The organism is Streptomyces sp. NPDC048604 (assembly GCF_043199435.1).
Taxonomy (GTDB): domain Bacteria; phylum Actinomycetota; class Actinomycetes; order Streptomycetales; family Streptomycetaceae; genus Streptomyces.
Genome location: NZ_JBICVX010000022.1, coordinates 1 through 11767, shown reverse-complemented (window position 1 = coordinate 11767; position 11767 = coordinate 1). Strand labels below are relative to the sequence as shown.

Annotated in this window: 9 protein-coding genes and 1 pseudogene; 3 read left to right on the top strand and 7 right to left on the bottom strand. The window is 74.8% G+C overall.

The features are described from left to right. Positions 1-36: 36 nt before the first annotated feature. The 7 genes from ACGFMM_RS32730 to ACGFMM_RS32700 all read right to left on the bottom strand — a co-directional run bounded on the left by ACGFMM_RS32730 (position 37) and on the right by ACGFMM_RS32700 (position 9847). A complete protein-coding gene (locus ACGFMM_RS32730; protein WP_393650118.1) occupies positions 37-894 on the bottom strand; it encodes a DNA/RNA non-specific endonuclease in 858 nt (285 codons plus the stop codon). A 117-nt stretch (positions 895-1011) separates the two neighbouring features. Continuing rightward, positions 1012-3801, bottom strand: a complete 2790-nt coding sequence (locus tag ACGFMM_RS32725) for an AAA family ATPase (protein ID WP_393650117.1) — start codon at positions 3799-3801, stop codon at positions 1012-1014. 203 nt (positions 3802-4004) lie between these two features. Next, positions 4005-5705, bottom strand: coding sequence for a S8 family serine peptidase (locus tag ACGFMM_RS32720; protein ID WP_393650116.1), 1701 nt, complete (start codon positions 5703-5705; stop codon positions 4005-4007). Between the two features lie 463 nt (positions 5706-6168). Beyond that, entirely contained in the window at positions 6169-7026 is an 858-nt protein-coding gene (locus tag ACGFMM_RS32715) for a GNAT family N-acetyltransferase (RefSeq protein WP_393650115.1), read from the bottom strand. A gap of 93 nt (positions 7027-7119) precedes the next feature. Then, the gene (locus tag ACGFMM_RS32710) at positions 7120-8019 is read right to left on the bottom strand and encodes a hypothetical protein (RefSeq protein ID WP_393650114.1); all 900 of its coding nucleotides are present in this window, start codon (positions 8017-8019) and stop codon (positions 7120-7122) included. Next, positions 8016-9032: an SPFH domain-containing protein gene (locus ACGFMM_RS32705; protein WP_393650113.1), complete on the bottom strand. Its 1017-nt coding sequence runs from the start codon at positions 9030-9032 to the stop codon at positions 8016-8018. The genes ACGFMM_RS32710 and ACGFMM_RS32705 overlap by 4 nt, the downstream gene beginning before the upstream one ends. Before the next feature lie 68 nt (positions 9033-9100). Next, entirely contained in the window at positions 9101-9847 is a 747-nt protein-coding gene (locus ACGFMM_RS32700; RefSeq protein ID WP_393650112.1) for a MerR family transcriptional regulator, read from the bottom strand. 126 nt (positions 9848-9973) lie between these two features. On the opposite strand from ACGFMM_RS32700, the gene ACGFMM_RS32695 reads away from it, so the two are divergent. The 3 genes and pseudogenes from ACGFMM_RS32695 to ACGFMM_RS32685 form a co-directional block, all read left to right on the top strand. After that, entirely contained in the window at positions 9974-10540 is a 567-nt protein-coding gene (locus ACGFMM_RS32695; protein ID WP_393650111.1) for a DUF4188 domain-containing protein, read from the top strand. A 111-nt stretch (positions 10541-10651) separates the two neighbouring features. Beyond that, positions 10652-11449 (top strand): transglutaminase domain-containing protein, encoded by a 798-nt coding sequence (locus tag ACGFMM_RS32690; RefSeq protein WP_393650110.1) that lies wholly within the window; start codon positions 10652-10654, stop codon positions 11447-11449. A 131-nt stretch (positions 11450-11580) separates the two neighbouring features. After that, positions 11581-11767 (top strand): annotated as a pseudogene (locus ACGFMM_RS32685) (hypothetical protein); the annotation flags it as partial.

Genomic DNA, 11767 nt, shown 5'->3' with positions numbered 1-11767 from the left:
AAGCCCGGCCGGAATCGCGCGCGAGCCCGGCCGGGCTCAGGGTTCGATGACGATGTCCTCGTACGACTCCAGACGCCGCCAGCGGTCCTCGGGCGCGCGGGGCGGCGGCATCAGATCGACGTCCGGGAGCGGACCGAACTCCAGCTCCGTGATCTCGGCGATGTCCGAGACAGGGGCCTGGTAGAGGCGGAACGCGCCGAGCGGCGGCGGCGCGCCGGCCGTCGCGCCGAGCAGCGCGCGGTCGGCGTCACGGGCCAGATCGGGGCTCTGGTCGAGCACGAACCCGGTCGCCGCCAGCGCCCCGTCCAGCATGAACGCGGCCACCTTCCAGAACCGCAGCGGGACCTGGACGCCCCGGTAGGGCGGGTCGGAGTCCTGGAGCACCGGGCCGGTGAGCACGACGAGCCTGCGGTCGAACACGGCCGGGTGGTCCAGGAGATGGTGCTCCAAGCCCTGCCAGAGCCGCATGTCCTGGTTGAACACGTCCGCCTGCGGGGCGGCGTTGGGGTAGTGGGAGGCGTCCGCGGCGGCCCGGTGCGCGGCCTCGGCCGGCCCCCACGCCGCGTCGTGCCACGGCACGAGATGACCGCGCTCCAGACTGTTGTTCCGGTACACCTCGTCGCCGGCCTGTACTTCCGCGGGCACCCGGGGGTCGTACGCCCACCCCTCGCCGACGGCCGCGTCCTCGACGAGGGCCCGCCCGTCGACGCAGACGGCGGCCGCGGCGGCCAGCCGCCGGTCCGGCCGCAGCGCCACGCTGAAGTGCGTGTACGGCAGCACCACCGTCTCGACGCCGGCCCGTGCGGGCGCCGGCAACGGCACGAGGGGCCCGAGGAAGCCCTCGTCGTAGCCGGCGCGACCGGCGAGCGGACCGTCGGGTTCGGAACTGTTCATACGAACGCTGTACCGCGCAGCCGCCGCCACCGCTCGGCGGCGGGCCGCAGGCCACTCGATCAGCGGTGCGACCTCGCCCCCCGCCGGGGCGCTGCGTCGAACGCCCCCGGTCCGCGCTCAGGGCGCCGCGTGCCCCCGGGCCGCGCCCAGGGCGGTGGCCAGTTGGGCGCGGGAGCGGACGTCCAGCTTCTGGTAGATGCGGGTGAGGCGGGCCTCCACCGTCTTCACGCTCAGGAAGAGCTTCGCCGCCGCCTCCTGGTTGCTGGCGCCCTGGCCGACCAGCAGGGCGAGGCGCTGCTCCGCCTCCGTCAGCGACGCCAGGGCCACCTCGCCCGCCGGGGCCGGCTCCGCGGGGGTGCGGGCCGAGGGGGTCTCCGCGGCCAAAGCCAGCCACGGCGTCGCACCCGCGCGCTCGAACACCGCGGCCGCCGTCTGCAGCGCGCTCTGCGCCGCCGACCTGCGCCGCCGGCGGCGCTCCACCCGGGCCAGCGCCACCAGCGCCCGGCCGCGCTCCAGCGGCAGCCCGGCCGCGTCGAAGCGTTCCGCCGTCGCCGCGAGCAGGTCCGCCGCCTCGTCCGCCCGGCCGACCGAGGCCAGCCGCAGGCCCTCCGCCCGGTCCAGACCGAGCAGCACCGCCGTACGGCCGAGACGTTCCGCCACCGGACGCACCTCGGCCAGCAACTCCCCGGCCGCGTCCGGCTGGTCGCCGGCGACCAGCGCCTCCGCCAGCTCCTCGTGCCAGCGCAGCATCGACGGGTCCACGGTCGCCTGGGCCCGCTCCTCGGTACGGACCCGGTGCAGCGTCTCCAGGGCGGAGGCCACGTCGCCGTTCACCAGCTGCACCCGGCCCAGGGCGTACAGGCTGCGGGAGAGGAACACGTGGTCGCCCTCCTCCTCCGAGGCCTGCACACTGCGCCGGGCGTAGCTCGCGGCCCGGGCGAAGCTGCCGCCCGCGGTCTCCGCGAGGGCGAGCCCGTACCACGCGGGGCCGGGGGACAGCCCGGCCTCCAGGGTCAGCGCGAGGGACTGGCCGGCGTGCGCGAGCGACGCCGCGCACATGCCGTTGCGGGACTCGATCTCGGCGAGCGTGCTGAACAGCTCGATGCAGTCCTCGACCGGGCCGCGCCGCTGCACCAGCGGCAGCAGCGCGTTGAGCGCGTCGCGGGCGTCGGAGAGCCGGGCGTCGAACAGGGCGTGACGGATCGTCAGAATCTGGGCGGCGTTGCGGATCCCGAGCGGCCGCTCGGACATCTCCAGGGCCCGCGCCTGCGCCAGCACGGTCTCCGCGTCGGGCGAGCCGAGCACCCGGTCCATGCGCGCCTGGACCGTCAGGGCGCGGGCGGCGGTCCGCGGGTCGCCGATCGACGAGGCGAGTGCGGCCGACTCGACGGCGGCCGTCCGCGAGCGCACCGGATCGCCGTCCGCGAGCACGTACTTGACCGCCAGCCGCAGCAGCACCGCGGAGCGCAGCGCGGGGTCGGCGTCGGAGTCCTCCATGGCGTGCACGTACATCTCGTCGAGCCCGGTCAGCCCCTGGCCGGCGGTGTCCAGGACCGCGAGCCGGGCCCGTACCCGGTCCGGCGGCGCGGCGTCCCGGGCCAGCAGGTCGGTGGCGGCCCGTAGGGCGAGGTCCGCGCGGGCCGCCCGGGCGGCCTCCTCGGCGGCGTCGACCAGGCGGGCGATGCGCCGCGGCCCGTGCTCGACGGGCGTCGACTCGGCGGCCAGCAGGGCGAGTTCGGCGGCGAGCGCGCTGTTGCCGCGGCGCCGGGCGGTGTCCGCGGCGACCCCGATCGCGGCCGCGAGCGCCGCGTCCGGGGCGTCGGCGGCGAGGGCCCGGTGCCGTACCGCCTCGACGGGGTCGTCGACCACCTCGGCGAGCGCGGCGTGCCCGGCGCTGCGTGCGGCCCAGCAGGCGTCGTGGACCAGGGTGGAGGGCAGCACGCCCGCGGTGAACGCGACGGTGCCGTCCTCGCCGAGCGACACCAGGGCGGCCCGCTCGGCGGCGATCAGATCGGCCTCGGCCGTCGGGCGGCCGGCCCGGCGGATCAGCGCGGTCGAGGGCCGCAGGGCCAGCGCGGCGAGCAGCAGGGTCTCGCGTACCGGCGGCGGGGCCGCGCCGAGGAGCTGGCGCGCGAGATCGCGGGCCCGGCCGGAGAGGGTGAGCGCCTCGGCGTGGTGCACGGGGGTGCGGGCGTCGGCGAGCGAGCGGCCCACGGCGAGCGCGAGGCGCGGGTTGCCGCCGCTGGCCTTGTGGATCCGGCCGGCCATCCGGGACGGCAGCCGGTGGTGGATCAGCAGCTCGGCGATCTCGTCCGCGTGCAGCGGCGGCACGAGCAGCACGTCGGCCTCGGACGGCACCCACAGCTGCGGCGCGTCGGGCGCGTGGCAGGCGGGGGTCTCGACGGCGATCGCGCGCAGCGCGGGCGGCGCGAGGTGCAGCGCGAAGCGGAGCAGGTCGGCGCTGTCCGGGTCGATGCTCTCGACGCCGTCCAGGACCAGCAGGACGGGGCCGTCGGCGGCCAGCTCGCGCAGCAGCCGGCCGAGGGCGAGGCGGAGCGCGATCGGGTCCCAGCCGTCCTCGGGGGCGGGAGCCTCGCGGCACAGGACGGCGACGGCGCCGCGCTGCGGGCCGGGAAGCCGGTCCAGGACGTCCGGGCGGCCTATGGAGGCGACGAGCGCGGCGGCGGAGGCGCCGGGGATGTCGCGGTCGGACGGCAGCGTGGCCAGCCAGATCACGGTCTCGCCGCGGGATTCGGCGCGGGCCGCGGCGGCCAGCGCGACCTCGGTCTTGCCGACGCCGGCCGGGCCGGTGAGCAGGGCGCGGCCACGGGCGTGCAGGACGTGGTCGAGCCGGGCGAGCAGTTCCTGCCGGCCGACCGGCGCAGCACCGAAGGGCGCTGTCGTCACGTACCCCACCCCCCTCTTGCGCACCCGGGTGCGTTTCCCGTGTGTGCGCAGAGGATACGGAGGTCACGGGCACAGTAAAGGCCCGCTGTCCGTCATTCGGACAGCGGGCTCCGCTCCCAACTGGGGGGCGCGCCAATGGTGTAGACCACGGACGCGCCCCTGACCAGCGGTGTTGCGGTTGTGGGGGGTGGGTCAGGAGGTGATCAGAAGGTCAGGCTCCACGAGTCGATGTAGCCGGTGTCACCCGAGTACACATCGCGGACCTGCAGCTTCCAGCTGCCGTTGGCGACCTCGGAGGAGGCGTCGACGGTGTAGGTCGTGAGCACGTTGTCGGCGCCGTCCGAGGAGGACGAGGCCTTCAGGTTGCGGACGGTGCCGTCCGGCGCGATCAGGTCGATGACCAGGTCGCCGCGGTAGCTGTGCTTGATGTCCACCGCGACCTTGAGGGCGGCCGGCGCGTTGCCGGTCAGACCGGAGACGGCGATCGAGGACGACACGGTGGTGTTGTCGGAGATCGTCACGTTCGTCGCGTTGCTGAAGACGGTGCCGGTCGGCGGGGTGGTGGTGCCGGTGACGGCGTCCACGGTCTTCGCGGTGTCGGCGATGCCGGCGCCGCAGCCGCCCGAGCAGGTGCCGGGCAGCGGACGGGCGTTGGCCTTGATCGCGGACTCGATGTCGGCCGGGGTGAGCGAGCTCTTGGCCGACTCGAGCAGCGCGGCGAGACCGGCGATGTGCGGCGCGGCCATCGAAGTGCCCTGGTAGGGCTTGTAGTTCTCCAGCGACTGGGTGGTCGCGCCCGAGTTCAGGGTGGAGTAGATGCCGTTCTCGGGGGTGGTCACCGTGCCGGGCGTGTCGGTGGCGCGACGGGTCTCGCCGCCGGGTGCCGAGACGTCGACGGCGGTGCCGTAGTTCGAGTAGTACGAGCGGTTGCCCTCGCGGCTGGTGGACGCCACGGAGATGACGTTGGCGCAGTTGGCCGGGGTGAAGCCGGAGGTGTTGGCGTTGCTGTTGCCGGCCGCCACGACGACGGTGGTGCCGCGGCTGACGGCGCCGTTGATCGCGGTCTGGTAGACGCTCGGGCAGGTGGAGCTGGCGCCGCCGAGGCTCAGGTTGATGACCCGGGCCGGGGTGGCGTTGGCCGGAACGCCCGGGACCGAGCCGCCGGACGCCCAGGTGATGGCGTCGGCGATGTCCGCGGAGGAACCGCCGCACTTGCCGAGGACGCGGACCGGCTGGATCTTCGCGTTGTACGCGATGCCGGCGATGCCCTTGGTGTTGTGGGTGACCGCACCGATGGTGCCGGCCACGTGGGTGCCGTGCCAGGAGGAGTTGGACGCCGGGGAGCCCGCGCCGCACTCGCCGGCGGTGGCGTTCCAGTCGCCCTCGTCCTTCGCGTCCGCGTCACGGCCGTTGCCGTCGCGGGCGTCGGCGGAGGTGGAGATGAAGTCGTAGCCGGAGACGACGTTGGACGCCAGGTCCGAGTGGGCGGCGTAGCCGGTGTCGATGACGGCGACGGTGACGCCCGAGCCGGTGGTCTTGTCCCAGGCCGGCGGAACGTTCATGCCGCCGGTGGCCTCGAAGAGGTCCCACTGCTTGGAGTAGTCGGTGTCGTTCGGGGTCACGGCCATCGCGTAGGCGCGGATGTCCGGCTCCACGGAGGCGACGGACGGGTCGGCCCGGAAGGCGGCCATGACCTCGTTCACGTCCTGCTTCGTGGCGCTGTCGCCCAGGTCGACGAGGGCACCGCCGCCGGCGAGCCGGCGCTCGAAGGCGAGCGCCTCGCCGGTGGCGGCGCCCTTGGCCGCCGCGTCGCTCTTCGCGGCGGCGTTGGAGCCGGCCTCGGCGGTCTTCGTCTTGTAGGTGACGATGACCTTCTCGACCGGAGCAGTGGGAAGCGCGGTCATGGCCTGGGAGGCCGGAGCGGGCTTCGGAGCCGGGGCGGCGGCAAGCGCCACGGTGGAAGTGGCGGCTGCGCCGAGTACCGCGGCGCTCGCGACCACGACGGATATGAGTCTCCGCCTGGAACCGTTCAAGGTGTGTTGCCCTTTCAGCTACGACGTTTGCGGAGCCTTGGCGGGCGGCGCGGGAACCGCGGTGCGGGTGTGGGGGTCGCGGTCCACGATTCCCTGGGCTTGGGGGGCCCTGCGCCGCCGCCGGCAAAGACGGCCCGGGTCAAGGCCGCCCCCGGACGACCCCCACCTCCGCCCTCTACATGCACCTGACAGGCACAGGTCGGAGGTGGGGATCTGCCGGTGCGGCAGACAGTAGGGAAATCTCAGATGAACCCGATACGGGGAAAACCCTTGTCACCTCCCGAGGGGCCCGGGGGAGGGAAGGGGGATCGCAGCCCTGAGGGGGGCGGGGTGGTCAGCCCAGTTCGAGGGTGGTGATGCCGTAGATGCGGGCGTGGGTCATGGGGCGGATGGGGCCCGTGTACATGCGGGCGGTCTCGAAGGTGGGGGTGAGGCCGCGGGACGTGGCGAGGGCCGTGGCCGGGGCGTTGGACTCCGGGACGTCGATCGCGATGCGGGGTGCGCCGAGGGCGGCGGCCTCGGCCGCGAGGGCGTCCAGGAGGACGGCGGCGTCGGCCGGAGTGTCGGCGAACAGGGGGCCGATGCGGGCCTCGTCCTCGGCGGGGCGGACCACCCCGTAGCCCGTCGGGCGGCCGTCGACGACGCGGGCCAGGGCGCGGTGCCCCGGCGTGGTCAGCCAGCGCTCCAGGAAGCGCGGGCGCTCCGCCGGGTAGCAGGCGCTGTCGTACGCGCGCAGGGCCGCCGCGCCGAGCACCGCCGCCGGGACGACGTCCGGCGCGGGCTCCGCCGGGGCGGGCGCCTCGCCGACCCAGCGCGCGGTGCGGTGCGCCAGCGCGAAGCCGGAGCGGCGGTAGTTGTCCTGCTGGTCGGGCACCCCGTCGAGCCCCACCGTCCGGTCCCCGGCGTGCGCCAGCGCGGCGCGCCAGGTCGCCAGGCCGTGACCCTTGCCCCGCTGGTCCGGGCGGACCAGATAGAAGCCCAGGAAGGCGTACGCGTCGCCGTAGTTGACCACCGAGATCGCCGAGACCGGGTCTCCGTCCAGACGGCCCAGGAAGAACCCCTCCGGGTCCTGCGCGAAGAACGCCGACGCGTCGTCGAGCCCCGGGTTCCAGCCCTCCGCCGCCGCCCACTCCCGCACCACCTCCCAGTCCGCCAGGCTCGCGCGGGTGATCTCCAGGGCGGACTGCTGCATCGTGGGGCCTCCGGGGCGGGGGGAAGGCGGTGCGCCTGCTCGGCGCGCGCGGCGGTACGCCGGATGTGTCCGGATCCTAGCGAGTCGCGGCGCTCACCCCAGCAGCCGCAGTGCGGTTCCGGCCACCCCCACCCGCACCGACTGACCCCACGTCAGCTCCAGCGCGTCCGTCTCCATCCCGTCCCCGAACGCCACCAGACGGTCCGACTCCACCGTCAGCCGCAACCCCTCCGACCTGCCCAGGAGCCCCTCGACCCGCGAGGTCCCGGTCGCCGGCGACGGCCACGCCTCCCGGACGAACCAGACGAGCCGCGGATCCGCCGGCCCCGGAAGGGTGAGGCCGCTGCCGCTCTGTTGCCACAGCGAGCGCAGCCACCCCGTCGCGCCCGTACCCGTCCCCACCAGCACCCCCGACGACGCCTGCGCCTCCGGCGCCGTCCGCGCGTCGTCCGGCCCCAGCCGGTACCGCGCCGTCTGATGCCCCGGCGGGCCCACGTAGATCTCGTTCAGCGCGAGCAGCCGCTGCGCGTCGTCCGTCACCGCCTCCACCATCGTCAGCTCGTCCACCCCCGTCCGCCCCGCGGTCGCCGACGGCAGCAGCCGCGCCGCGTCCTCGGCCCGGTGCCGGACCAGCACCCCGGGGTTGCGCCCCGGGTCCGTGTCGATGCCGATCACCGGCTGGCCGTCCAGGTACTTCGCCGCGTTCGCCACCAGACCGTCCTGGCCGACCACGACCACCACGTCCTCCGGACCGAACAGGAACCTGTCCAGATCCGCCCGCTCCACCCGGCTCTGCCGCCACTGCAACGGCACCGCCGCCGCGACCGCGGCCAGCGCCTTCACGGTCCGCTCGTGCCGCTCCCGCACCTCCTCGACGCCCCGCCCCCGGCCGGCCAGGAAGAACGCGGCCTGCCCGTGCGTGCCGTGCCGGGCCAGCAACTCCTCGTACTCCGTGGTCCGGTGGACGATCACCGCCCGCGGCGCGAGGCTCACGCCCGGCCCCCGTTGCCGCTTCCGCCGCCGAGCTTCGCGAGAAGCCCGGTCAGCACGTCGGGCGACAGCGTCAGGCTGTCGATCCGGGGCAGGTTCTTCGCCGCCGCGGTCGCCGCCATGGCATGCAGCGTCGCCGCGTCCACCTCGCCGTGCACCCGCAGCCAGGCCGCCTGCGCCTGCGCCCGCGCCTGGCCGAGCTCGCGCGCCGCCTCCGCCTCGGCCTTGGCGAGCCGCACCTTGCGTCCGGCCTCCGCCTCGGCCCGTACCGCGTCCGCCGCCGCGCTCTCCTCGGCCTCCCGCCGCGCGTTCGTACCGCGCTGCTCGACGAGCCGCTCCTCCTGCCGGGCCAGCTCGATCTTGCTCGCCAACTCGTTCTCGGCGATGGTCCGTTCACGCTCGACCGCCACCGCGCGCCGCTCGTACGTCGCCCGGTCCGCCTCCTGCTGGATCTGCTCTCGGGCCGGCGTCCGCAGCGCCCGCTCCACCTCCGGCTCCGGCCGGATCGCCACCACGCGCACCGCGACCACCTCGATGCCGGTGGCCGGCAGCCGAGGCTCCTCCGTGAGCCCGGCCGCGATCCGGTCCCGTACCGCCGCCACGCCGTCGACCAGCGCGGCGGACAGCGGGGTGCGGGCCAGCACGTCGAGCGCGTGCTGCTGCGCGGTCTCGGTGAGCAGTGTGGAGATCTGCTCCAGCGGCGCGCCGCGCCACGCGCCAGTGTCGGGGTCGATCGAGAAGTCGAGCCGGGTCGCCGCCGCTTCGGGCCCGCTGATCCGGTACGTGACGGTCGACTGCACGCTCACGTCCTGGAAGTCGGCCGTACGGGCGTGGAACGCCATCGTCAACTCCCGGTCGTTGACCGGCACTTCCGAGAGCGCGGCGGACAACGACCGGTACCAGAAGCTGAGCCCGGTCCCGTCGTGCACCAGCTTCCCGCCCCGGTGGTGCCGGATGTGCGCGGTGGGCGCGGAGCGCAGGTGCCGCCAGCCGGCCCGCTTGGTGATGTCGGCCATGGGGTCCCCCCGGATTCGTCGGGTCAAGTTGTCGTCGACATGACGATATTGCGCCCGGGGTCTTTTCGTCAAGATGACGAAAGCGGATCCGGGGTGGGGTCGTCGTCGGCCGCGGGGCCGGGGCCGGGGGCGGGGTCGGGGCCGGCGTCCGGGTCCGGGCCCGGATTCGGGCCGCGTCCGTACAGGCGGGCCGTGACGTCCTCGTGCGCGAGTCGCCGCAGGGCGAGCAGGATCGGCTCGTTGAGCATCGTGTACGCCACCATCGCCTCGATCGCCTCCTCCAGGACCGGGTACTGCTCCTCGATCCGGACGGCCTCCTCCCGCGCCATCGGGTGCAGCGCCTCCGCGTACCGGCGCACGTCCTCCAGCGGGAAGGGGTAGCCCAGGGTGCGGAGCGTGACCACGGCCCGGGTGAGCGTGTTGATCGCCGGGGCCTCTTCGTACACCCGCCAGTCGAGTGCGGCGAGCAGGGCGCGCAGCTCCCGGTGCGTCGCGTCCCATTCCGGCTGCTGGACGTCGTCCTCGTCCGGTGGGGCGACCTGGGGCGGCAGCATGTACTGGGCGATGCCGAGCTGTTCGTGCCGGCTGAAGGCCGGGTCCTCGGCGACGGCCAGTACGTCGCGCGCCTGGCTGATCGTCATGCCGCCGACCGTGAGCAGCGCGCGGATCAGCCGGAGCCGTCGCACGTGCTCCTCGCCGTACTCCGCCTGGCGGGCGGTGACGGGGGTGCCCGGGGGGAGCAGTCCCTCGCGCAGGTAGTACTTGACGGTCGCCACCGAGACCCCGCTGCGGCGGCTCAACTCCGAGAGGCGCAAGGAAGATTCTCCGTTCCACGGGTCGACAGGGCTGTCGGACGGTTCTACTCTCCCTCGTCAAGGATAGTGCAGCTATCTACGAGGTGTGGCGGGCAGCGGCCAGCTCCGCCCGAAGGGGGACAGACCATGGCATGGTCCGGCGTCAGGCAGTTCGTACGCTTCGCGGCGACACCCGCGTGGACCCGCGGCGGCCCGGAGAAACGGGCCGAGCGCCGCCGCGTGCGGCGCGGACTCCACATGGCCGAGAGCGGCGAGCCGGTGGCGGTGTTCATGATCGGCGCGCGCATCAACCGCCTGCGCAAGGTCCGGTCCTGGCTGCCGGTGGTGGCGGCGATGCCCGCGATGCTCAAGGAGCTCGCCGACGACCCGGACAGCGGACTCCTCGGCTACCGGCTGCTCATGGGCCCGGACCTGGGCGAGGTGACCATCGTCCAGTACTGGCGGCGCACCGGCGATATCCGCGCCTTCGCCGGCGACGCCGACCGGGGCCACCTCCCCGCCGAGCAGGCGTTCTGGGCGCGGTACGCCAAGAGCGACGGCGCGATCGGGATCTGGCACGAGATGTACTCGGTCCGCGCGGGCGCCTACCACGCCCTGTACGGCGACATGCACGCCACCGGCCTGGGCGCCTTCCGCGACACGAAGTCCCTGGAGTACTCGGGCCACGGGAACCCCGTGCCGGTGGGGGAGTAGCGCCCCCCGGGCGGGTGTCCGCGGGGGAGCGGCCCGCGAGGGCCGGTCCCCGGCAGGGGGGCAGGGGGACCCGTTGTGGGGTCCTTTCGGTGGGCAGGGACAATGGCCGGCATGACGAGCTCGATACTCCGGCCGCGCCGCCGGACGGCCACCGGGACGGAGTCGGCCGGGGACGTGGCGGGCGGCACGCAGCCCACGCCGATCCTCGACCTGCCACACCCGCGCGTCGCCGAGCTGGTGCGCTGCATCGAGGCCGCCGCGCCCGCCGATGCGCCCGCCGCCGAGGCGCGGCCCTGGCCGGAGGAGCGGCAGCTCGAGCTGCTGCGCCGCGCGCACCGCCGCATCTCCGCGACGGTGCGTCCCGTGTACTCCGTGCAGGACGAGCGCCCGGTCTCCGAGGTGCTGCGGCGCGGCCGCGGCTCGTGCAGCCAGCGGCTCGCCGTGCTTGAGGCGGTGGCCCGGGCGGGCGGCGTCGCCACCCGCGTGCGCGGGCTGCTCGTCGACGGCGCGCTCTGGTACCCGCGGTTCCCGCGCATGCGCCGGCTCGTCCCGGACCACGTCGTCCTCGCCTGGCCCGAGTTCCGGGTCGCGGACGCCTGGCTGCCGGTGTCGGAACTCTTCGGCGGCCTGGACGAATTGGGCGCCCGGCCCGGCGGCGGATTCACCAACGCGGGCCCCGAGACGCTGTTCGAGGCCCTGTCCCGTACCGCCATCGACTGGGACGGCGTCGCCGCCTGCCCGGCGAGCGGGGGCGCCGACGCGGCCTGTGACCTGGCCGGCCATGTCGTCGCCGACCTCGGCCACTTCGACTCCCGCGACGCGCTCTTCGCCCGGCACGGGCAGACGCTCTGCCCGACCGCCCGCCTGGTCGCCGAGCCGATCCTCGGCCGCCGCTCGGCAGGTGCCTGACCAACGGTCCCTCCGAGGACTCCCGGTGTCCGAAAGTGCGCGGGTCGCGTCGTTTCCGACACTCGATCTTCCCGAGCCGCCTGGCCAGACTTCTCGCAGTCGAGTTCCGGACTTCCGCGAGAGGACCCACCATGGCCAGACAGACGACGCCGACGCCCCGCACCGTCACCTTCCTGAAGGTGGCGGTGGCCCTGCAGACCGTCTCGCTGTTCTTCCAGGCGGCGACCGCCGGGGCGCTGCTGACCTCGTCCACCGGCGCGCTGCTGCACGACGTCGGCTCGCGCGTGATGTACGGCGCGGCCATGCTCTACGTGCTCG